Source organism: Aquamicrobium terrae, from assembly GCF_040545735.1.
Taxonomy (GTDB): Bacteria; Pseudomonadota; Alphaproteobacteria; order Rhizobiales; family Rhizobiaceae; genus Mesorhizobium; species Mesorhizobium terrae_A.
In genome coordinates this window covers 1-21,855 of record NZ_JBEPML010000014.1, presented here as the reverse complement: position 1 = coordinate 21,855, position 21,855 = coordinate 1, and the positions used below count along the sequence as shown (strand labels likewise).

25 protein-coding genes and 1 pseudogene are annotated in these 21,855 nt (G+C 62.6%); 6 read left to right on the top strand and 20 right to left on the bottom strand.

Annotated features, from left to right (window positions below; genetic code table 11):
* Positions 1-63: 63 nt before the first annotated feature.
* Genes ABID37_RS18130 through traA form a run of 4 tightly spaced genes read right to left on the bottom strand, consistent with a single transcriptional unit; the run spans position 64 to position 5,939 of the window.
* A complete protein-coding gene (locus ABID37_RS18130; protein ID WP_354197322.1) occupies positions 64-660 on the bottom strand; it encodes a lysozyme family protein in 597 nt (198 codons plus the stop codon).
* A gap of 14 nt (positions 661-674) precedes the next feature.
* Positions 675-1,841 carry a conjugal transfer protein TraB gene (locus ABID37_RS18125; protein ID WP_435521588.1) on the bottom strand — a complete coding sequence of 389 codons (1,167 nt, stop codon included), beginning with the start codon at positions 1,839-1,841 and terminating at the stop codon, positions 675-677.
* Entirely contained in the window at positions 1,831-2,337 is a 507-nt protein-coding gene (gene traF, locus ABID37_RS18120; protein ID WP_435521592.1) for a conjugative transfer signal peptidase TraF, read from the bottom strand. The genes ABID37_RS18125 and traF overlap by 11 nt, the downstream gene beginning before the upstream one ends.
* A 23-nt stretch (positions 2,338-2,360) precedes the next feature.
* Positions 2,361-5,939: a Ti-type conjugative transfer relaxase TraA gene (traA, locus tag ABID37_RS18115; RefSeq protein ID WP_354197316.1), complete on the bottom strand. Its 3,579-nt coding sequence runs from the start codon at positions 5,937-5,939 to the stop codon at positions 2,361-2,363.
* 255 nt (positions 5,940-6,194) lie between these two features.
* On the opposite strand from traA, the gene traC reads away from it, so the two are divergent.
* From traC to traG, 3 genes are read left to right on the top strand one after another with little or no spacing between them, the layout of a single operon-like run.
* Positions 6,195-6,458, top strand: a complete 264-nt coding sequence (traC, locus tag ABID37_RS18110) for a conjugal transfer protein TraC (RefSeq protein ID WP_354197314.1) — start codon at positions 6,195-6,197, stop codon at positions 6,456-6,458.
* Between the two features lie 4 nt (positions 6,459-6,462).
* Positions 6,463-6,678 (top strand): conjugal transfer protein TraD, encoded by a 216-nt coding sequence (gene traD / locus ABID37_RS18105; RefSeq protein WP_354197312.1) that lies wholly within the window; start codon positions 6,463-6,465, stop codon positions 6,676-6,678.
* A 31-nt stretch (positions 6,679-6,709) separates the two neighbouring features.
* Entirely contained in the window at positions 6,710-8,590 is a 1,881-nt protein-coding gene (traG, locus tag ABID37_RS18100; protein ID WP_435521587.1) for a Ti-type conjugative transfer system protein TraG, read from the top strand.
* 154 nt (positions 8,591-8,744) lie between these two features.
* Here the strand turns inward: traG and ABID37_RS18095 are convergent, their stop codons facing one another.
* Complete coding sequence (locus ABID37_RS18095) at positions 8,745-9,194, bottom strand: DUF3846 domain-containing protein (RefSeq protein ID WP_354197308.1); 450 nt, start codon at positions 9,192-9,194, stop codon at positions 8,745-8,747.
* 624 nt (positions 9,195-9,818) lie between these two features.
* Between ABID37_RS18095 and ABID37_RS18090 the strand changes: the two genes are divergently transcribed.
* Together ABID37_RS18090 and ABID37_RS18085 are read left to right on the top strand one after the other, a co-directional pair.
* Complete coding sequence (locus ABID37_RS18090; RefSeq protein WP_435521591.1) at positions 9,819-10,265, top strand: thermonuclease family protein; 447 nt, start codon at positions 9,819-9,821, stop codon at positions 10,263-10,265.
* An 84-nt stretch (positions 10,266-10,349) separates the two neighbouring features.
* The gene (locus ABID37_RS18085; RefSeq protein WP_354197304.1) at positions 10,350-10,613 is read left to right on the top strand and encodes a WGR domain-containing protein; all 264 of its coding nucleotides are present in this window, start codon (positions 10,350-10,352) and stop codon (positions 10,611-10,613) included.
* 144 nt (positions 10,614-10,757) lie between these two features.
* Here the strand turns inward: ABID37_RS18085 and ABID37_RS18080 are convergent, their stop codons facing one another.
* The 15 genes and pseudogenes from ABID37_RS18080 to ABID37_RS26255 all read right to left on the bottom strand — a co-directional run bounded on the left by ABID37_RS18080 (position 10,758) and on the right by ABID37_RS26255 (position 21,273).
* On the bottom strand, positions 10,758-10,922 hold the full coding sequence (locus tag ABID37_RS18080) for a hypothetical protein (RefSeq protein ID WP_354197302.1): 165 nt from the start codon (positions 10,920-10,922) through the stop codon (positions 10,758-10,760).
* 364 nt (positions 10,923-11,286) lie between these two features.
* On the bottom strand, positions 11,287-11,598 hold the full coding sequence (locus ABID37_RS18075; RefSeq protein WP_239801972.1) for a DUF736 domain-containing protein: 312 nt from the start codon (positions 11,596-11,598) through the stop codon (positions 11,287-11,289).
* Positions 11,599-12,281: 683 nt separating this feature from the next.
* Positions 12,282-12,695, bottom strand: a complete 414-nt coding sequence (locus ABID37_RS18070; protein ID WP_239801974.1) for a hypothetical protein — start codon at positions 12,693-12,695, stop codon at positions 12,282-12,284.
* Positions 12,692-12,961, bottom strand: coding sequence for a type II toxin-antitoxin system prevent-host-death family antitoxin (locus ABID37_RS18065; protein ID WP_354197299.1), 270 nt, complete (start codon positions 12,959-12,961; stop codon positions 12,692-12,694). Before ABID37_RS18065 ends, ABID37_RS18070 begins: the two co-directional genes overlap by 4 nt.
* Positions 12,962-13,078: 117 nt before the next feature.
* On the bottom strand, positions 13,079-13,390 hold the full coding sequence (locus ABID37_RS18060) for a DUF736 domain-containing protein (protein ID WP_239801972.1): 312 nt from the start codon (positions 13,388-13,390) through the stop codon (positions 13,079-13,081).
* A gap of 526 nt (positions 13,391-13,916) precedes the next feature.
* Positions 13,917-14,900 carry a hypothetical protein gene (locus ABID37_RS18055; protein WP_354197297.1) on the bottom strand — a complete coding sequence of 328 codons (984 nt, stop codon included), beginning with the start codon at positions 14,898-14,900 and terminating at the stop codon, positions 13,917-13,919.
* A complete protein-coding gene (locus ABID37_RS18050; protein ID WP_239801970.1) occupies positions 14,900-15,829 on the bottom strand; it encodes an ArdC family protein in 930 nt (309 codons plus the stop codon). The genes ABID37_RS18055 and ABID37_RS18050 overlap by 1 nt, the downstream gene beginning before the upstream one ends.
* A gap of 243 nt (positions 15,830-16,072) precedes the next feature.
* Positions 16,073-16,258: a hypothetical protein gene (locus ABID37_RS18045; protein ID WP_354197294.1), complete on the bottom strand. Its 186-nt coding sequence runs from the start codon at positions 16,256-16,258 to the stop codon at positions 16,073-16,075.
* 327 nt (positions 16,259-16,585) lie between these two features.
* On the bottom strand, positions 16,586-17,377 hold the full coding sequence (locus ABID37_RS18040; RefSeq protein WP_435521586.1) for an MOSC domain-containing protein: 792 nt from the start codon (positions 17,375-17,377) through the stop codon (positions 16,586-16,588).
* Complete coding sequence (locus ABID37_RS18035; RefSeq protein WP_239801967.1) at positions 17,280-17,762, bottom strand: thioredoxin domain-containing protein; 483 nt, start codon at positions 17,760-17,762, stop codon at positions 17,280-17,282. Before ABID37_RS18035 ends, ABID37_RS18040 begins: the two co-directional genes overlap by 98 nt.
* 246 nt (positions 17,763-18,008) lie before the next feature.
* Positions 18,009-18,722, bottom strand: coding sequence for a hypothetical protein (locus tag ABID37_RS18030; protein ID WP_354197293.1), 714 nt, complete (start codon positions 18,720-18,722; stop codon positions 18,009-18,011).
* A gap of 16 nt (positions 18,723-18,738) precedes the next feature.
* Positions 18,739-19,401, bottom strand: coding sequence for a MarR family winged helix-turn-helix transcriptional regulator (locus ABID37_RS18025; protein WP_354197291.1), 663 nt, complete (start codon positions 19,399-19,401; stop codon positions 18,739-18,741).
* Positions 19,402-19,486: 85 nt separating this feature from the next.
* Positions 19,487-20,071 carry a hypothetical protein gene (locus ABID37_RS18020; protein WP_354197289.1) on the bottom strand — a complete coding sequence of 195 codons (585 nt, stop codon included), beginning with the start codon at positions 20,069-20,071 and terminating at the stop codon, positions 19,487-19,489.
* A 590-nt stretch (positions 20,072-20,661) separates the two neighbouring features.
* Positions 20,662-20,964 (bottom strand): annotated as a pseudogene (locus ABID37_RS26260) (DUF7673 family protein).
* Between the two features lie 57 nt (positions 20,965-21,021).
* Positions 21,022-21,273, bottom strand: coding sequence for a zinc finger domain-containing protein (locus ABID37_RS26255; protein WP_435521585.1), 252 nt, complete (start codon positions 21,271-21,273; stop codon positions 21,022-21,024).
* On the opposite strand from ABID37_RS26255, the gene ABID37_RS18015 reads away from it, so the two are divergent.
* Positions 21,233-21,745: a recombinase family protein gene (locus ABID37_RS18015; RefSeq protein ID WP_354197451.1), complete on the top strand. Its 513-nt coding sequence runs from the start codon at positions 21,233-21,235 to the stop codon at positions 21,743-21,745. The two genes, ABID37_RS26255 and ABID37_RS18015, sit on opposite strands and share 41 nt — an antisense overlap.
* Positions 21,746-21,855 lie beyond the last annotated feature (110 nt).

The following is a 21,855-nucleotide window of genomic DNA, read 5'->3' as shown; positions in this document are numbered from 1 at the left end:
TTCGCGGATCAACGTGATGGCTAGATGTCAGCGAACATCAATGATCGGCGCCCGCGACGAAGCCTAGAAGGTGCCAGGAATTCCGGTGAGATCGACACGAATTCCCGCCGTGTTGGGATCCAGTTCTTCTGGCGCAGGCGCCAAGACGCCGGGCTGCTCATCGCCAGACAATTCATCGACATTGTCCTGAACCACCTCTGCAGGCGGGTGCGCCGGGACTGGATCTGCGTCGCCAAAAATATAGCGACCTTCGAACGTTCCCGTTCCCCATGCCTCAACGGCGTCAGCAAATGTGCTGCCATCCGCATTTCCGTTGGAATGAGCCACGATTCGAAAAACCTTTCCAAACAGCTCGGTTCCCATTCGAACGTTCTGGCAAGCATCCAGCATCGCCGGGTCGAGCTCTGTCACATCAGCTATCCCATGGCCTGCGGGATACCGTGTGATGCCTACCCTTACAACCGCCTGGCCAACGAAACGTTCGACAAGACGCATCGCGTCCTCCGGTGTCGTCGGAGGCTCTGGAAGGATCACACGATTGCCCGAAGAGATCGAGACAGCCAGCGGATTGTTGGTGCCGACCGCTTCGATGAATCGTTCGACGATGGAGATCTCGAGTCCGGGATCCGCGCACTGTTCGATGAAGGCGAGCTCAAACATGGCTGCTATCCTTTTCAGGTGTTGAACGCCAGAATTAACGGAAGATCGAAGAGGCCGGCCCAAGCGACGGCTGCGGCCTTCTGGATAGCGACGATGTTCGTCCCGGTCGTCCACCATCCATTTCCGGTGGCCACGAGCACCTCGGGTGCATAGATGGCCGATTGCAGGACCGGCCAGATCAGGAGTTGCTCGTAACAAATAAGCGGCACGATCTGCAGGCCGGCGAATTCCACGACAGGATTGGCAAAGAAATGCGCATGCGCACCACCCCCTTCGCCAGAGAGCGCCCGCCAAGGCTGCCACATAGAGACGGGCACGGGCATGCGCTCTCGGTAGAGTACGGAGACCTCCTCACTCGACATGTCGAGCATGACATTATCGTAGCCGTTGGCGTCGACGATGATCGCACCGGCATTGACGGTCACGTCGACGTTCGCAAGGGCGTCCCCCCAAAGCCGTTCGACGGTAGGTGTCCAGATCCCGGCGGCACCCTCGGGTAGAACGACGACCGTCTCGCCATTGATCGTCGCCGCCTTAACCATCGCGATCGTTTCAAGGTGCTGCTCATGGCCGGTATATACCCCTTGCCCGCCCCCGAACCGAGTGTCGATGCCGATCCATCCCTGGGGGGTATGGGGAGACGTCCAGGTGGCAGCAGACCAAATCCACATAACTCCCATCACAAGCACAGCTATAGGCCAGGCGCGCGTCGCCATAATGAAAAGACCGGCTGCGGCCGCGGCTAGCCCCCACCAGCCCCATGCGGGGAATACGATCCCTGCCGCAGTGATCGGATGCGCCCAGCCCACGATCCCGAAAGGCGGGACGCTCATGAGCAGTGCCGCCAGAAGATACCGTCGTGCCCTGCCTGTTCCCGCTCGAGGGGTCCAGAGAACGGCATGGACCAGGACGAAAGCGAGCGCCGCGCCAAACCAAAGGGCAACGCCTGCCCCAAAGCCGCTGCCGTAGAAATTGGCCACGCCCTGCGGCAGTCCCCGCGACGCAGCGAGGAAATATCCCGCCGCCACCAGCACGGTACCAGTCCGGGAGGGTGCAGAAGCCCACAGAGCGGGGAACAGCATGGCGATTGGAAGCAAAAGCGGTTCCCCGCTCCAGGCCACGATACCGATAGCGACGGCCGCCGCCGCGAGGGCGACGCACAAGACAATGTCACGGACCAAAGGTGAAGACAGGATGGGCCCGGCCGAGCAGACCGGACAAGGGGATCGGCCCGAAATATCTCGAGTCATAGGAACCTGCGAAGCTGGAGTGAAGAAAGGCATGGTGGGGGGGCACGACGCCGCCGACAAAGGCCGAGAGCTTCCTGCCCTCGGCATCGACAGGACGAAGCACCGATTCCGGCAGCACGCGCTCGTCGATAGTCACCAACTCGCCGATGTCGATGGTCTGGCCAGGCAGCGCCGCCACGGTCTTGAGAAGCGGGCTCATCCATCCAGGGCAAAGACCAGCACGGAGATAGCCGCGGTCGCGCGCCAACTCGAACTCCGGTGTAGGCGGAGGGCAAACAAAAACCAGATCGCCGGCAGCCACCTGCCGTTCGAGCGGCATGATGCGCCAGAGGCCGAGCGGATAGCTGGGTGTTAGATTTATTCGCAACCCGAGCAGTTGACCTGCTGCGAACAGCAAGACCAGCACCACTGCGCCCAAGCCGATGATGGCCACCGCCCGCCGCCGGTGGCTCACTTGAGCACCTGGGATTGGCGTTGGGATTGCCGCAGAGCTTCCGTTTCCTTTAGTGCCTGGGTCGTGCGCTCATGGGCCGCGAGCTGCTGGCCGGCGCGCAGAAGCAGCCAGGCCGATGCAAGCTTGTCCCGTTCGGCCGGCGCCATACCGAATGCCTGTTTTTCGAACGCCGGGCCACTTGCCTCCCGCGCCGCGTTCGAGAGCAGCGTCCGCTCGCCAAACCGCTCCGACACAGCCTTGTTGAACGTGTCAATTTCAGCTTTGGCCATTCGGTCAGCCAGGGCGAAGCCGAGCGCCGCCGGCAGGTCGTTGCGATCAATGGCATCACGCACGCGCTCGAGGACCTGCCGTGCGTGGTCGGAGAGCGCGGGAATATCGACCGAGACTTTCACCCGGCGAGCGCGTTCCTCGGCCTGATGCTTGCGCTCAGCTTCCGCCCGTTGCCGAAGGTAGCTTTCGAGGTTCCGGGCCAACGCCGGCGCATTGACTTTGGCGGTTTCACGCGCCTCTCGGTCCGCCCGGCTGGCGAGAATGCCGGTCCTGCCGTTGAGCGGACCGAAGCTCTCCGGGTCGCTACTGATCTTTGCGATTGTGGATTTGGCGGTCACCGGATCCTTGAGCATGACATCGACATCGATGGCCCTGAAAGCGGCTTCGGGCTGAGCGTAAACCATGTGAAAACGTGTCGAGACGTCCTCCCATTGCGTCTTGAGCGCAGGGTCAGCGGCGAGCTTGTCCTCGGCCGCGTGCTCGACAGATTTCGGGAACACGGTGATGCCGGCAACCATGGGCAGGCGCTCCTTGATATTGGTGGAATGGGTTTGCTGCCGAGAGCCCGAGACGAGACCCAGCCGCCCGGCGATTGTCATGAGGCGAATTCCTAGATCGGCAATCCGTTGCTTTTGCCGAACCGTCCATTCGAGCCGGTCGCGCACCAGGTTGCGCGCGACAGTCATCAGATCGAGCCCGCGATTTTCCGCAAAGCGCAGTGCGGCGCGATAGGCTGATGCGCCCTCGTAGTCGAGCGTGGTTTCCTTCGATCCGTCGCGCGAGAGACGCTCGGACAGCCGCGAAAGGGCGAGCTCGCGAATGTCGACCACCTTCCAGGAATGGCGCTCGACCGTCTGGCCGTCGGGCAGCGTCACAGGATGCGAACCCTTGTGCTCTAGGCCAATCCGGTCGCCGATTTCGGGGGCGGCCTCGTTCATCGCACGCTTCAGATCGACGCCCCAGATCGTGTTCTGCTGGCCCTCCGACGTCTCCAGCGTCACGAAATAGCTGTCGCGGTTCTCTTTGCTGTTCTCGTAGGGAGCTGTGCCGTGATCGACGAGAACGCCGCCGCGCTTGGTGAACTCGTTGATGCCGACATAAAGTTGAGCAGCATCACGGTGGCGGGTGAGCGCGACATAGGTCAGATGCCGGTCGAGGGTGCGGGAGGCGAGGACCTTGACGCTGTCGATGGTAGCGCCCTGAGACTTGTGGACCGTGGTAGCATAGCCGTGATCGACATTGGCGTAGAAGCGCTGTTCCACCGTGACTTGGCGGCGTTCATCACCCTCGCCGATCTCGGCGACGATACGCTCGGGAGCGGCCTCGACCACTTTGGCCAGCATGCCATTCTTGACGCCGAGCGATCCCTCGTTCTTGAGAAACACGATCTGGTCGCCGGCGGCGAAGTTGCGGGGGCCGTCCTCGGTTCGGAACTCATAGCCCACTTCGATGGCCCGGCGTTCAACCAATTTCCCGCGGGCGCGCTCGTTCAGCTCGCGCACATCGACCCGTCGATGCGCGAGGATCAATGCCGTTCGCGTCGGATCGAAATCGATGTTCCAGTCCTCGATCAGAGCGGCGATCGCCTCGTCCCTCGACCATTCGGTACGCACCATGCCGGCCTGGTCATAGGCCGCGAGTGCAGCGCCGATCCGACCGCCGGCCAGATCGGTCGACGCCGCCCGCATCCAGGTCTCGCGCTGGCGATAGATCTGCCCGAGCTCTGCATAACCGATGCGATCGGCAATGGCGCGAAACGCGGCGCCCGCCTCAATCGGCTGGAGCTGGTCGGGATCGCCGACAAGCACGAGCTTGGCGCCAGCTTTCGTCACCGCCTCGACAAAGAGGGCCATCTGCCGTGACGACACCATGCCGGCCTCGTCCAGGACGAAAACGGTCTTTTCGTCAATACCGTCTCGTCCCTGTTGCCAGCGCAGTTCCCATGACGACAGTGTTCGGGAGGCAATCCCGGCTTCGCTCGAAAGCCCCTCGGCCGCCTTGCCCGCCAGTGCGCCGCCGACGACACGATAACCGGCCGCTTCCCATGCCTCGCGAGCAGCCTTCATCATCGTGGTCTTGCCGGCGCCGGCGCGGCCGACGATCGCGGCGATCCGCTTGCCTCCCGCGACATGCTCGATGGCCGATCGCTGCTCGGCCGAGAGGCGGGCGTTGCGCGCGAAGGTCTTTTCCAGCACTCGGCGATGAACGCTATGCGAGGACTGCCGCGACAGCCAGATTGCCCGTGACGCCATCCCGGCTTCGAGCTGGATCAACTCCCGCGTGGTGAGCTTGGCCGGTTCACGCTTCCCCGTTGCAAGCGAGACGCGCTCGCGCTCGAGCCGCAGGATTTCGGGGCTTTGCAGAACCCGCGCCAGGAGGTTCTGGAATCGGTTCGCATCGTCGATATAGCGGTGCAGCAACTTGGCCACATCACGCTCGTCGAAGACGCTCTTTTCGCGGGTGATGATATCCAGCACCAGCTCGGGATTGGTCTCGATACGACGGGCGTTCTCGGCCCGACGCTCCTTTTGGATTTGAAGGCGTTCAAGGTCCGGCAACTCGCCGCTCGCCTGGCCTTTGCGATCCATCGCCTTGGCGCCGACGCCCAGGTGAATGGTCGGAACAAGCGCGATGCCCTGTTTTTCGTATGACCGGCCATCGACGCGCAGGTCGATCCCATTAAGCGCCAGATGATGATTGAGCCGCTCGAACCAGGCGTCGCGAACCGCCTTGAACTCCTCGATGCCGCCGGCCCATAGCGCATACTGGATCTTACCGGTTTTCGTCCTGAGCGGCTGGCCGTCTGACCCCATCATCGCGATCTTCTTGGCGCCGAACCCGTCTTCGGTGAGCGGGCGCAACGTCATCATCAGATGGACATGGGGATTGCCCGGATTGTCGTGATAGACCCAGTCGGCCACCATGCCGCGCGCCAGCACCTGGCTGTCCACAAAATCGCGCATCAGGGCGATGTTCTGCTCGGCGGTCAGCTCGAGCGGCAACGCAATGGTGAGGTCTTTGGCAAGCTGGGCATCCGCCCGTTTTTCGAAGGCTTCGACCTTGTTCCAGAATGCCTCGGCCGCCCCTGCGACCGACCGGTCCGCGATCATGGTTCGCAGCCAGTCGGGTGCGTCGGCCGGGATCACGAACTCCTCGTGCAGCAATCCGGCCTTGCGGGAATAGTCGACCGTTCGGGCCTCGCGCTCGAAATCCATCCGCGCGCAGTGGCGATAGGCCGCCGACAGCACTGCGCTGCTGCCGTTCCCGCGACTGACGATGCTGGCTGAGAAATGCGCGATGGCCACGGCAGCGCCACCCCTTCTTCCGGTTGATCCAACGCACCGAAGGCAGCTCACGGGCCGGCTAGAGGACGGACAAGCAAACGCGTCGCGCCAGCGACGTATAATTGCGCCCTTGGAGGCAATCCTTCGGATCGCCGGGATCATTTCAAGAAGTGTCGGCTCCGCCGACCCGGCATTTATGCCGGGTCGCGCAAAGCGCGATCCCGGCCGATTCTTGCCGCTGCCGAAGGCCAGTCGAGCAAGAAAGGAGCCACCGGAATGAGAAAACCGTCATCGAAAATCAGGGAAGAAATCGCGCGTCTTCAGGAGCAGCTCAAGGCCGCTGAAACCCGGGAGGCTGAACGCATCGGCCGGCTCGCACTCAGGGCAGGGCTTGGCGAGATCGAGATCGAAGAGAGCGATCTTGTCGCTGCGCTCGAGGAGATTGCGGGGAAGTTTCGGAAGGGGGGAGGACGGGTCAACAAACCGACGTCCGCGCCGATCGCGGCTGGCGCGCCTGCGGGGCAGGCTGGAGAGGCATAAGCGGATGAAAAAAATAGAGACGGACGAAGCCCGTAAGAAAGACACGCGGGAAAAGATCGCGCTGGGCGGCCTGGTCGCTAAAGCAGGTCTGCGCTATGAGAAGCGCGCGCTCCTGCTCGGACTGCTCATCGACGCGAAGTTGAGGATCAAGGGCGACGACACGGAGCGGGCACGGCTTACCGAAATCGGCGAAAAGGCATTCGGCCGTGAACCCGACTAGGATCGCACTGCTTATTGCGCCAGGCGTGATCATGGTCACGGCCCTGATGCTGCTCACCGGCATCGAACAGTGGACGGCAAGTTTCGGCAGAACCTCCGATCAGCAACTCGCCTTCGGGCGGGTTGGGATCGCATTGCCCTATGTGGCAGCCGCGGGCATTGGCATCGTGTTTCTGTTCGCCGCCAGGGGTGCGGCCGCCATCCGCTGTGCGGGTGGCGGCGTGCTGATCGGTACGTTGGTCATCATCGTCGTCGCAGCGATCCGGGAACTCACCCGGCTCGCCACGTTTGCTGGCAGCCTGCCGACAGAAACCACAATCCTTGCCTATGTCGATCCGGCAACAGCGATCGGCGCCATGCTATCCCTCGTTGCAAGCATGTTTTCTTTGCGCGTTGCGCTGCGCGGCAATGCGGCCTTTGCTGCATCATCGCCTCGTCGTGTTCGTGGTAAAAGAGCCATCCACGGCGAGGCTAGGTGGATGTCGCTGAATGATGCAAAGCGCGTCTTCCCCGCAGTCGGGGGCATCGTCGTCGGCGAGGCTTATCGCGTCGACAAGGATGTCGTCGCCGATCGCAGCTTCCGTTCCGACGATCCTGAGACATGGGGCGCGGGCGGTCGATCGCCCCTCCTGTGCTTTGATGCGTCCTTCGGCTCGACGCATGGCCTCGTCTTTGCCGGCTCGGGCGGGTTCAAGACGACATCGGTGACGGTGCCGACCGCGCTCAAATGGGGTGGCGGCCTCGTTGCTCTCGACCCGTCCAACGAGGTTGCTCCTATGGTAATTGCGCATCGGCGCAAGGCAGGCCGGGACGTCTTCGTCCTCGACCCCAAGGATCCGACAACGGGATTCAATGTACTGGACTGGATCGGCCGGTACGGGGCTACCCGAGAAGAGGATGTCGTGGCCGTCGCCAGTTGGGTGATGACCGATACCGGACGGTCGACCTCGATCCGCGACGACTTCTTCCGCGCATCGGCGCTGCAGCTCATCACGGCGCTGATCGCCGATGTTTGTTTGTCCGGGCATACGGACAAAGAAAACCAGCATCTGCGGCAGATGCGGGCGAATCTCTCGGAGCCTGAGCCGAAATTGCGCGAGCGGCTTCAAAAAATTTACGACAATTCTGAATCCGAGTTCGTCAAGGAAAACGTCGCTCCCTTTATCGCCATGACCCCGGAAACATTCTCCGGCGTCTATGCCAATGCGGTGAAGGAAACCCACTGGCTGAGCTATCCGAACTATGCTGCGCTCGTCTCCGGATCGACTTTCTCGACCGATGCTATCGCCGAGGGCGAGACCGACATTTTCGTCAATCTCGATCTCAAGGCGCTGGAGACGCATCCGGGCCTGGCGCGCACGATCATCGGCGCGTTGCTGAATGCGGTTTACAACCGGAATGGAGAAATGCACGGGCGGGCGCTGTTCCTTCTCGATGAGGTGGCGCGGCTCGGCTATCTGCGGATTCTCGAAACCGCCCGCGATGCCGGGCGCAAATATGGCATCAGCCTGGTGCTGCTGTTTCAATCCATCGGCCAGATGCGCGAAGCCTATGGCGGGCGCGACGCGACAAGCAAATGGTTCGAAAGCGCATCATGGGTCTCGTTCGCCGCGATCAACGATCCCGAAACCGCCGACTACATCTCGCGCCGCTGCGGCAACACCACCGTCGAGGTCGATCAGCTGAGCCGGTCTTCGGCTATGTCCGGCTCGTCCCGGACGCGGTCCAAGCAATTGGCGTCGCGAGCGCTGATCCTTCCCGAGGAGGTCCTACGCATGCGCGGTGATGAGCAGATCGTCTTCACAGCCGGAAATGCACCACTGCGGTGCGGACGCGCGATCTGGTTCCGACGAAACGATATGAAGTCGGTCGTCGGCGCAAACAGATTCCACCGGAAGGGGGAACAGGCATGAGGCTCGGTGCGCCAGCACCGTCCCTTGACGTCCAGGCAGAGCCGGGTTGCGCCATATGCTGACCAGGAAAAAATTCGGATGCCCGAAACCGCAATTCCGCATCCGAAAGAATGAAATACGACAGACGGCCGAAGCCGCCTTCCGCTATCGTGCATCAATGTGCACGCTCTTCAGTGAGGACGGTTGGGACCACCCCGATCAGCTTGACGGAAAGCCCGCTTACGCGGCTTCCAAAGACGTGCGGACCGCGGAGCATCTCGAACTCCGGGGACAGAACCGGATACCGGATCATCAGCATCGCCGCGATATCCTCGATCGGATGAGTTGGCGATACGGTCTCACCAGCCGCATCGGTGCCGATGATCAGCAGGTTTCCCGCGAGCGGGCTACCGTAGTCTTTCAGCTCGGTGAAACAGGGCAGCTCGTCGGTGAGGCCATTGTCGTCAACTACGATGCTATGGTTCCGGTCGATGCGCACCATGTCGATAAGTTCACAACCGATATGGCGACGGATTTCGGCAAGAATGTTGCCAGGATCGATCGTGACGATCCGGATTGTCCGACGCTCGACTTCCACGAGATAGGCAGTGAGGAAATTTGTCATGCTGGTCTCCTTTCATTGCGATGACAGAGACCGCCCCGGGCAAGTCGGGCATCGGGTCAAGGACCGCTTCTGCGGCCGCGAAGCGGCGAGTGGGGGAGCCGGTTTTGTGGCCGGACGCTTCAGCGGCTGGCAGCAAAATCAGGGGGGACCGCTCGTCCTTGGGGCGATGGGCGCGGCCCGTATCATTGGCCGGTAGAGTGAGTGCAACCACGGCCCCGCCAGGGGCCGTGTCCGTTTCCGGCGACCAGCCGGCTCACCCCCCTTCGTGCATCCTCGACTGCCGCCCTACGGCGTCACCGGCGCCACGCCCCGCTGCGAGAGGATCGTCACCCGCATGGGCTGAAACCGCGTCAGCGGGTTCGGTGAGCGCAGCGAATAGAGCCGTGCCCCGAAAGGGACTCGCCCAGCCCATTTCTTCCGGAAGCAGATCGTAACCCATCGCCCCTATAATTGCGCAGCAGCAACGAAGAGGCGCCGAACCGTTTGAACAGAAACATCCGTATCGAGAGCGGCTGGAAGAAACCAAGTCCGCGCTATGGCAGGAAGAGATCAGCCGGCCCTGCCAGCAATTATCGGAACAGCCGCGCGCAAGGCCGGGGTTTCAATCTGAAATGGGCCTGGGCGATGATCGGCCTCATTGCCGCAGGGATATATGGCGCACACCTCCATCAGGAAGGTGGCCAACCCGCTCCTACCGCCGCTTTCTCCCAGACCGACCTGCTGCGCGCGACGTTTTCCTTCTGTGGCGAGGGTCGCCGTGTGACATGCATCGTCGATGGCGACACATTCTGGCTCTCGGGACAAAGGATCCGGATCACCGATATCGACACACCGGAGATCAACCCGCCGCGCTGCGAGGAAGAACGCATCAAAGGTGAGGCCGCCAAGCGCCGACTGCGCGAACTGCTGAATTCCGGGCCGTTCTCGCTCGTCGCGGGGACGCGGGATGAAGATCAGTATGGACGCAAGCTGCGCACCGTGGTGCGCGATGGGCGCTCGATTGGTGACACGCTGGTGGACGAGGGTCTTGCGCGTCGGTGGGATGGCACGCGGCGGAGCTGGTGCGGGTGATCCATCACGGCAATGAATCGGTCGATCCGGTTCGATTCAGGAAAGTTGTTTGACGCCGATTCCGCCGGAGGCGAGACTCCAACTATGGGAAAAGAGGACGCGTGCCCGGTTCATCTCCGACGCATCGACCCGACGCAGAACATGCGTCGGTTCTACACGCTCGCGATCCAGCCTACCCTGTTCGGCGGCGCGTCGGTCATCCGCAACTGGGGCCGCATCGGAACCAACGGCCAGTCGATGATGGAGACCTTTGACAGTGAGGACGAGGCCGCCGCCGCCTCGCTGCGTCTCGAACGCGCCAAGCGACGGCGCGGCTATACCGCATCCGGTACGACCGGGAGCAGCTGACTTCCATCGCGACAAAGGGCGGAGTGCCCATTCCGCGCAGCAACGGCAAAAACAAGACATTGCTGACGCAGCCGATCTATCTGTGGCCCTCCGTTCGTCGGGCTTGCACGACAGGGCGCTGGCGGCCTCGTGCGTAAAGCCGCCCTAGAAGGGCGGCGCGCTGCCGAGGACACCTTCCTCCTCCGCCCAGATCACCTCGCGCTCGGCAAGCGCCGTCGCGAGCTCATCCTCGATCCAGCGGCGCTCGTCCCGGTAAACGGCGTTCCGCAGCTCGGCGCGCAATTCCTCGATGTGCTGATCGATCGACATTGGTCATCTCCGTCATTGTTTGTGAAAGACGGCGACCACGGACATGTCGGAGCGGAGGGGTCAGGGATCGCGGCACGCGACCGGCGGAGCCGGCGGGTGGGGGAGCCGGATTTCTGACCCGGCCCGGAGGCCGGGGCTGAAATTTGGGGGAACCGCTCGTCCTTGAGGCCTTCGGGCCGTCATGGCATCCTCGGACGTACTGAGCAGACTGTTCCACCACGGTTCGGCCTTAACGCCAGAAACCGCCTCGCCACGAGCTCGATGCCCGTGGCAAGGCTGGAGTTTGACCTGTGGCACCTGCCCGGGATCTCCACCTTGAAGGGGAATGGCCCCGCCTGGTGGCGGGGCCGATCGGGCGGGAACCTTAGTCCCGGTTCGGCCGGGACCAGATGAGCTGGAGGCCATCCTGTCCGTCCACCTCGATCAGGGTGGCGTAGATGGGAGCCGGGAAGCTCGGATCGTCCAGTTTGACCGAGAGGTAGTCGCGCTCGCTCTCTTTGGCGGTTTTCTGCCAGGCGGCGCCCAGTTCCACTGCGCCCGAGTAGAGGCGGAAGTGCGGGCCCTTGTCGGAGGGGTTCTCGACCCGTTCGATGCGCGCCTTGACGTTGAGGTTAAGGGTCTTGATCGTGCCGGTGAAGCCGTTGGCGGTGCTGGTGAAGGTGCCGATGGTAGCCATGGTGATATTCCTTTTCGCTTTGTTCGGGCCGCGCCCTTCGCGGCCTCGATGGCAGTCGAAAGACCGGAGACGATCGGACCGCACCTCGCAGAGGCCGCAATGCAATGGAGGGCGGCCGGAAGCGGCTTTCTTGAACCGCGAGGAATGGCGCGCAGCGCCAGGGGAAGAAAGTCGCAGCAGGCCGTTGCGGGAGAACGATCGAGGCGAAGCCGGTTTCAGGTCAGACATGGCACATCGAGCCGCAGAAAGGGCCGGCAAGGCTCAGGGGCGAAAGGGATGGAAACGACTCATCCGTCGGGACCCGGCCCCGGAAGTATCGCGGTCCTCACCGCAAGGGACCTGACCGATGTCAGCACTGCCGTATGGCTCGACGAACATCCGCAGATAGGCCCGCGCCGGATACGCCATCTGCTGGCTGCCGGCGGTTGGGACGATCGGATGTGGTGGAGCCAGCAAGTTGTTCGACCTGCGAGGCAACAGATACGAACTGCTGTGCGTGGCGAGCTCGCAACCAGATGAATCTCGACGAAAGAGCCTTTCTCGGCCGACTCCCCGAGCACGCGGACTGGAAGGAGGACTACTAGGACGGTCTGGTACGCAGGTCGTTCGTGCCATCGGGTCAGGAGCGCTTCGCCACAAGCAATGCACGCCTGGAACCGCCAGAGGGAAGGCGGAAATCCATCTCACCGGTTGCGGCTGATACCGCGCAGCGATTGGCGTCGTGCGATGAACTCGCGCACGAGCGGTAGGAAAAACGCCTTGCTGAAGCGCCCCATCGGCGGTTCAGGCTCCAGGTAATATGACTGGCCGATGATGTCGGTGTTGTACTCGTCGAGGATCAACCAGAGACGAAGATCCGCATCGAGGCCGGCTCGTCGCTTTTCGGTTGCCGGGATCTCTGCCGCAAAGCGTGCCGGTTCCGGCTGTTTCGTGGTGATCGGAAACAGAAGCAGGAGATCGCCACTTGGGCGGTTTAGCCTGATCCCAACTGCAACGGGCCTGCTCTTGCGACCTTCGGTTTCGCCGTGGCCCGCTTCGCGAACCCACAGATAGGGGTAGCGGACAACGCTTGCGGTCTGGATTTCATCAAAACTCAAGACCGGCCGCTTTCATTGTCGTCTGCATAGGCCCCGATGGCTTCGGCCATTTCATCCAGAAGCGCATCCGGTATGGTTTCGAGCGTGCCCACCATTCTGGTATCGGCCTGGCGGCGCATGCGCTCGTAGTCTTCGATATTGAGGATCACCAGGCGCGGCTTATTGCGCTGGGTGATCGTCACCGGGCGGCGCAGCGCCTCGGCAATGATGTCGCCTGACTTTCGGGAAAAGTCGCTGGTCGTGAATGTGCTGTTTGATCCGGACATCGGCAACTCCAGCTTGCTGTGATAGTTGGTATATACAGCATTGCCGTATTTGGTGCAATGGTTACTTCCCGCTGCCAATGGCCCCGCCCGATGGCGGGGCCGATTGGGCCGGGAGCCTCAGTCTCGGTTCGGCCGGGACCAGATCAGCTGGAGGCCATCCTGTCCGTCCACCTCGATCAGGGTGGCGTAGATGGGAGCCGGGAAGCTCGGGTCGTCCAGCTTGACCGAGAGGTAGTCGCGCTCGCTCTCTTTGGCGGTTTTCTGCCAGGCGGCGCCCAGTTCCACTGCGCCCGAGTAGAGGCGGAAGTGCGGGCCCTTGTCGGAGGGGTTCTCGACCCGTTCGATGCGCGCCTTGACGTTGAGGTTGAGGGTCTTGATCGTGCCGGTGAAGCCGTTGGCGGTGCTGGTGAAGGTGCCGATGGTAGCCATGGTGATATTCCTTTTCGCTTTGTTCGGGCCGCGCCCTTCGCGGCCTCGATGGCAGTCGAAAGACCGGAGACGATCGGACCGCACCTCGAAGAGGCCGCAATGCAGTGGAGGGCGGCCGGAAGCGACTTTCTTGGAGCGCGAGGAATGGCGGCGCAGCCGGCAGGGGAAGAAAGTCGCGGACGGCCGTTGCGGGAGAACGATCGAGGCGAAGCCGGTTTCAGGTCAGACATGCCACATCGAGCCGCAGAAAGGGCTGGTCACGCGTTTGAAGAAAAGGACACGCGGTCATGGTGTCCGCACACCTACCCCGCACCCCGATGAAATCCGCCTCGAAACCAGCAGCTCGACCGCCTCATCGCAGCCAGCTCTTTCGATATTGACGACCAACGACATCCTTGCCCGTTCGCCCGACCGCAACTTGAGGTGGCGGCTGTGCGCAGTCACCTCAGTGGCGGAACCGCACTAGTGAGAGGTTGCTTCTGCCTGATCGGTTCTTCGCTTGGCCTGAGCCAGTCTGCGTAACTGTTCAACGTTCTCCGATCGAGAAGGGAAAGTGGGCGAGCCGACCAGCGCCCGCGGTAAGGCCAAGGCGTTCAGGCTGATCTGCGAGGCCCCGTGATCGACGTCGGCGTTCCTCGGGGTCATCGCACCAGCCCCATATCACCTCGCGCCGACCGGGCCGGCCGGAACGTGGGTCCGTACCGCTGCGCGATTGTCCGATCCGGATCCAGCCGTCAAACCGATAAAGATCGCCTTTATGCAGCGCGGCATCCTGATAGCTCACGGCCCATCGGCACCCACGTTCGGCGCAAAGACCGGGAAAGACAAACATGCGCCAAAGGCGCAGGGCAACCCGGCAGAGCCCAGGCTCGACAGCGCAGATCCGCGACAGTTCTATCGCATCATGGCGAGATAGTCCGGCCACACGTTCGCGGATCAGCGTGTCAGTGGCGACGACGGCAAGCAGTTCGCCGTCACGCGAGATTCCGTGTGACCATCCACGCGTCAGGCCGGCGAGCTCGCGCACCTTGCGGCGGATCGGAACGATCTTGAACTCGGTCGTGCATTGCCGCCGGATCATGCCGATCGACACGGTCTCTTTCGTGGTACGGCGCGTGCCGATGGCGATGACCTCGCCGTCGGCGTCCTCATCGAAGACCGGCATCTCGGTGCCCGCCGGCGTCACCGTTCTGGTGAACGCCGGAACGGAGGCCCAACGGTTACCTTGGCCGGCCCCAAGAAGCTGGTCACGAATATTGCCTGCCGAGACGATATGGATGGGAAACGGCAATACACTGGGCGACATCAGCCAGTCCAGGTGATCGTAGACGGCCTTTGGCTCCCAGCCGGTGTCGGCGAAAATCGCGCAATCGGGCATGGGCCCGATTTCTCCATGTGCGGCCATCCGCGCCATGGTCGTGGATTGAACGCCCGCGCCAAGCGAGAGCGCACGCAAACGGATGGGGGAAGGGCCGATGCCTTCCCCAGCGACATGCTGTGGGTTGAACATTACGCGGCCTCACGCTCTTCGGAAGCGGCAGGCTGCAACGCGTGGAGGAAATTGACGGCCCGCTGGGCATGGGCAGCAGCCTGGAAGATAGCACGCTTGTCATCTCCCAGTACCGAGAGCCAACTGCCGACATAGGCAGCATGGTCTGGTCGCGGTTCGAGCTCGGGCACAATGCCGAGATCAGCACACAGCAGCGCCGACCCGATTTCAGCGACGAGTTCCTCGCGCGCCCGTTCGGTCTTGTCCTTTGCATAGCGGGTGAGATCGCGCCCAACACGATCGGCCTTGGCCGTCCAGTGGATATGCTCGTGGCTTAGAACTGCGACATATGAAGCCGCATCCCGAAACGTCTCGAAGGGCGGCATCTGGATGTGGTCGCTGGAAGGGGCGTAAAACGCTCGCGAGCCACCATGTCTGACCTTCGCCCCGGCATGGGCGAAGAAGCGATCGGCTCTCTCGATCCGTTCGACCGGGTCGATGACCGGGGCAGGTCTATGGTAATAGTGTTCGGGCAGGCCTTCGATCTGTTCGACATTGAAGACGCCATAAGCCCGCAGGAACGGAATATCGCGCTCGACTTCATCGCCCCGGGCATCGGTTTCAGTCTTGGTGAACCGGCTGGCATAAATGACGGTGCTGCTCGTTTGACCCTTGCGGACGTGCGCGCCAAGTTCCCTTGCCTGCTTGAAGGTCATCCAGATCGGCGCGGCGTAGCCGCGCGCCATGGCCTCCGACCACAGCAGCAACACGTTCATGCCGGAATAGGGTTCGCCATTGTGGCGCAGCGGCCGCGTGATGCGCCCGGCGGCATTGCCGGCGCGCCAGGGTTGCACCCATGGGCGAACACCCTCTTCGAGCTGCGCAATGATCCGCTCCGTGATCCGCGCATAGATATCGACGCGGGTGGCGTTCTTTTCTTTCCTGCTCATTTTCATGAACCTCCTTGTCTGGAGGCCGCGGCGATCGCGGCCCCGTCACGAGGTCCAGAAAGGGCGGAGCACCACGGCAGGCCGCGCACCCGCAGGGCCGGAGCGAAGCGGCGGACGGCGCAGCCGTTGCACGGACTGTCCGGCTCCGCCAGGACCGCAACCGGACGGGGCCGCAGTCGGGCGACAGGAAGAAGAAAGGCGGCGCATTGCGCCGCCTTGTTACGATGAAGGGGAAGGCTCGGTTCAATGAACCGAGCGGCTACCCGTGTGAGGATCGTACTCGTAGAGGGCTTCGACTTCTGCGTCCTCGATCTCATCGGCGGGAAGGACGCCGTACTCATTGTCGGATCGGAAGAGGATCACGGTGGTCATAAGGGTGCGGGCGAGGTTCCAGGCGTGCTTTTGGGCGAGTTCGAGGTTGTGCGACATTTGAGGGCTCCATCTTGGGAGCGGGCCAATTCCCGCTCGATGGCTCCTCGAAAGGCCCGGCCCCGGGCGCGATCACCGCGTCAGGCGAAGCCAGAGCGGCCGCACGCTTTGCGTAGCGGACCCCTTGCGGGTTGAACGTGGCAGATCCGGGGGCGGGTCAGGACGCCATCACAAGAGAGCGGGATTTGCCGGCTTCCGGTGGCCGCCTATGTGCCGACCGCCCAGCCCAAAGGCAGGAGAATGACGATGCTGGGATCAAAGACCACGGCATAGGGGCAGGATCAGCTATGGGAGCGACCTCAACCTGGATCAATATCGCGGTCAGGGTCAGTCGGCGCGTGCGTCGCCGGCCAGCCTCGGTGTCCAGTCTTCAACCCTTCCGGTTTCCAGTCGCCGCCGCGCATGGCGTCTCCAGCCCTCGGCCAGCTGTGGCAGCTCGGCAAGCGCCACGAGTTCGGAGCGATTGAGCGTGTCGACATAAAACACCCGCCATATGCGGCTGATGGTCCAGGCCGGTGCGGAACGGTGAATGCGTTCGAGCCGACTATCGGGCGCGATTTGACCCGGCTCCAGCACCCGATAATACCAACCGGTGCGACCGCTGGCCTGGACGCGCCGCGCCATATCCGGTTGAGCGAAGCGTTCATTGAGTTTCCAGCAGGGCTGTCGGCCCTGGCTCACCTCGATGACGGCGCTGCCGATGGCGAAGACGTCGCCGACGGCCACGTCATCTTCCAGTAATCCAGCTGTGGCGAGGTTTTCGCCAAAGGCGCCGGCCGCGCCGAGAACATCGCGCTGGCCAATATCCGCAACCCAGGCGGGATAGTGATCGAGCGCGTAGTGATGAAGGGCTTTTTCGGCGCCACCGTGATGCCGAGTGTCGCCCTGCGCGTCACCGGCAAGGCCAGCAGGCCGAGCATCAAAGGCCGGTCGATTGGCGACTTGGCGATCCCGCTCGGAATGCCCCGCGGTCCAAGGGGACGGACATCTCCGACGAGCAGAGCCTGCAATGGAATGCCCGTCATGATGGAGTCCCTGTGCTCGCCAGTGCCATGGCGATCCGGGCGCCCACGACGAGATCCTCCTCGACGCCGAACGTCTCGTGGAGGATCGCTCCATCGTGCCCGATCAGTACAGAGGACGGGGTGCCGCGAAACCCATAGCGTCGCATGGTGACCGGAATGGGAGATTGTTCATCCGACATATCGACGCCGACCGGGGAGACGATGCGATATTCATGCAGGAACGCTCGCAACGTCACCGGCGACATGGCATCATGATGCTCGAATACCGTGTGAAGCCCGATGATTTGCAGGTCGGAGCCTGAAAAGACACGTTCGATGCGTTGCACCTGCGGGATGGATTGCGCAACGCAGCCTGGACACAGGAGCTGGAAGGCGTGCAGCAACACCACGCGACCGCGCAGACCCGCAAGGGTCAGTGGTTCTGCCGTGTTCAACCAGGCGCTGACGGCGAGTTCGGGAGCGGGCGACGGAGTGAGCATCAGCGTTGGTCCTTTTCGGAAGCCGGGGGCCAGGTCAACATGTACGTCGGGACCGGTTATCACGCCCCGTACCACATCCTGAGAACGTCACCGACTGGTCCAAGAGAAGCCTTGTTGCGTCGGTCGGCTCGATGAGGATATTTTTGCCCATGTTTCTTCTCTTCATGCCTGGAGGGGTGAAACTGCCGGTTCGTCGATGGCAGTCGACGAACCGGCCCTTCTTTCGATGGCCGCAGACAATTCCGATCAATGGGCGGGTGCAACCTTGCCCGGAAGACTGAGATCCCCCGAGGCGACTTTGAACACGTTGTCGACGCACAAGAGCGGCGCGTGCAGGTTTGCGTTGACCTTGAGGCCGGCGGTGACACCGTCAAACGAGGCATCGGCGATGCCACCGATCAGTGCAACGGGAATGCTCACTTCCACCGTGTCCCCCGTGAAGGTTGTGGGATAATCCGGGCTGTCGATCAGCAGCGGCACGTTGGGCCAGGTCGGTGGCACCTTTGGCGTCGTGCCCTCGGGAATATCGTGAACCTTGAGGCCGCCGGGGCAGGCGGCGTCCTCTCCCAGCACCACCCAGTGGGGGTGCCAGACATGGCGGTTTTCTCCGCCATAGGCGGCGTCGTCGAAATCGGGATGGAAGGTGACGGCGAGCGCCACGATTCCCTGACTGGCGTCGAACCCGATATCGCCGCTGTCGAGACTGGTCGGCCAGACATAGGCATAGACGCTCGAGCCTTCGAACTTTCCGGTGGCGTCGGGCTTGTCGACCCCCGCTTCACCACGCACCCTTGTGGTGAAAATGGCGGTATCGCCATGGGTGACGATACTGGTTTCAATGATGTCGAACGAGGCCAGCACGGCGTCGGATGGCCGGCTCGTCACGGTGTTCTCATGGGCGTGGGCCGGCACGGCCGACATTGCGCCGAGCAGCGCCGCCGGCAGAAGTACTCGGTGCATGTGTTCGTCTCCTTCTTCATTCGCCTGGAGGGTGGTGATCCTTCTGAAATGCGCCCCAAGTGGCAGCCCGGGCGGAAGGATCGGCGGTTTCGTGGTCGCGGCAGTCGATCCGCAGATCCTGCTGGCCGAAGGCCGCGTCGACGAAATTGCAATGATGCGGCTGCGCCGCATCGGCATGCGCATAGGGCCGGAAATACCGGCAACTCACACACATGCGCTGAATGGGAATGGTGCCCTGTTCCTGAAGCTGGTGGATAACGGACACGAGCTGCACGAGAAGTTGCTCCTGATCATCATCATTAAGGGCGGAGGTAGCCCGATCCACAGCGCCGGCAGTCTCATGGCCGGCCCGGACCACAGCCCTGCCCGCACTGGTGATGACGATGCGGACGGCGCGGCCATCGGCGGGATCGGCGCGCTTTTCGATCAGCGCCTTACGCTCGAGCGCGAGGATAGAATCGGTAGCAGTCGGTTGGGATACCCCCAGATGCAAGGACAGGTCCTTGACTGTCCATCCGCGATGACGGCCGTCCAATAGACGCAGGATCGCCAACTGCGTCGGAGTGACACCGGCCGTGCGCGCACGTACCCAATCGTCCGCCCTCAATGCCATGGCGATCCGCTCAAGGCCTTCAGCAATGCGCGCATGTACCGGCGGTGCAACGAAAGGAGGTTCCATAATTTATTTACATAGGATTCCTATATATCGTCAATGCACTTTTTAACGAGGCGACGGGCGGAGCCGAGGCCCCGCCCGAAGCGGCTCAGCCAAATGCTGACATCTGGAGCTCGGCCGCCTTGCGATCGACGGCCTGGCCAGGGTTCTCGACGGCCCGCTCGAAGGGCTTCCACTTCTCGCCGATGACATGTTCGTAGGCAGCAACTGCACCTTCTGCCGCCATGCGCAGGGCATGGGCCTGGAGCGCCATATCGGCGGCGAATTCCCGCTTGCGCTGCGCGGCGCTGTCGAACCCCACGGGTCCACCGATGTCTTCGTCGCGGTCGTCGCATGCGGCCTTTGCTGTGGCGTCGCGCGCTTCGGTCACCGCCCGGCTGTAAAACTGGCCCGCACCATAGGCGGAACCGACGAATGATCCGACAATGCGCTGCATGTGGATCTGCATGGCCCGTTCGCCAAGGCCTTCGTCGAGCGCCGAAGCCGTTTCGATGATGAGTTTTTCGTGGAGGTCGCGGATACCGTCGCTGTCGAGAACCGGGAGGCCAAAGCTTTCCGAGATGAGGGAAGCCTGAGCCGCATCGGGGCAGGCGAGCCGGATCATTTCGAGGGTGGTTCCTTTACGGAGAGGAACAACGCGGGCGCTCGGGCGGGAATTGGCTTTCTTGGTCATGGTATGTCCTTTCCTTCTGTTCCCGAAGCTCGAACCGGCTCCGTGCCGGCCCTCCCTCGGGCGCGGAACAAAAGAACCGGCGGAATGACGGGCGCTTCAAGGTCCGGTCGGACCGAAGTCGAGCATGGCAGGTTTGCGGCCAAGCAGGGCTCTCGAGCCTGGCGCGGGACGCGGGCCTGCCATGTCGAGACCGGCTCGATCCGGCCGCAACGCGGCGCGGCACGCGGCCTTGAAGTGAACGGCCGCCGGTTCAGGACCGCAGCCAGACCGAGGGAGGTCCGGCACGGCCTCGATATCGACACGGAAAAGGAGCGACAGGCGGTGGTGACCAATTGCCTGATCCTGCGCACTTGTTTTGATTCATCGACGTCAGAGCCATCGACATCCAAACGGCCGCCCACCTGACGGGCATCTCAGCCGCATCGAAGGTCATCGACTTCTCTCTCACCATCGATGAAGACGCCGCGCCGATGCCGGTTTCAATCCAATAATGCTGCACCGCCGTGCAGGACACCGGCAGACAGTCAGCCCCACGGTTTCACAGCGCTGATACTGCGCACCGATTCGGGTACGAGGAGTTGGCTCAGCCGTCAGGCCGGCTGGCTTGACCGCGACAAGATTTCCGGACGCCACTGTGCGATAATCGCTTCGATCTCGGCACGATGTTCGGTCGGATACGTCGCGTTGCTTTGGCGTGCAAGCCAGGAAAAGACCGTTGCCATATCGGTGGCGATCCTGGTGTCGACAGCGAAGAGATCGGTAATGTCAGACCCGCCCAGGCTTTCGGCGTTCCATCACGCCAGGAGGAAATTGGCGACCCGGCGCGCTTGGTGGGTGTCGCTCTGAGCCAGCGTCAGGAGTCTCCGCAAAGCTGCCCAGGTCAGCTCGTCCATGTCCATTCCTCCGACGGTTTCGATCAAACTATCTCAACATCGGTCCGATTGCACGGTTTACTCGCTTTGGACCTTCGCACATCTCAAGAACGCCACAGCCAATGCGGCGCGTTCACGATCGACGTGGAGATCCGCCGCGCGGTGCCCCGACGGACGCCGGCACCAGCGTCCGGCTGGCGCCTGGCAGGTGGGACAGGGCACACGCGTCACCGGATGATCCGGCCATGTTCGGTTGCACCGATTGCAGCGGAACCTCTTCTTCTGAAAGCTGCGGTCTGCTTTCGGCGTCAAGCCGACGATCACCGGCATCGCTCACATTTTTGAGGAAGATGCTTCCGAGGCGCAACCCCCTCGGCCCGAGTTGACGCGCATGCTTGACGACCTGCGCGCGGGCGACGTGGTGACGGTGACGTGCCTTGATCGGCTTGCCCGATCCAGGCACGACGTTCTGGCGATCGCGGTGCGGATCAAGCAGGCCACTGCCGGCTTGCGTTCGCTGGCCGAGCCGTGGGCCGATACGACAACGCCGGGCGGAAGATCGATGCTGACCGTATTGGCCGGCATCTTGGATTTTGAGCGTGGTTTGATCGCAGAGCGCACCAGCGCCGTTCGGACTGCTGCCAGGGCGCAGTGTGTGAAATGCAGGCGGTCGTCGGTGCTCTCGGACGAACATATCGCTCAAGCGCAGAAACTCATCGACCAGAAAAACAAGCCCATAGCAAAAGTCGCTCGGTTCCTAAGCGGGCATCGCTCCACGCTTTACCGGGCTCTTGATGGCTGACGACCGGAATCGACCCCATGCACGAACCCGCTTCGCGGGAGGGACGCGCGTGGTGAGACTTGATGGATTCGTCTGAGGCTCTGGGCAGCTAGAGGCTGGGGTCCGAACAT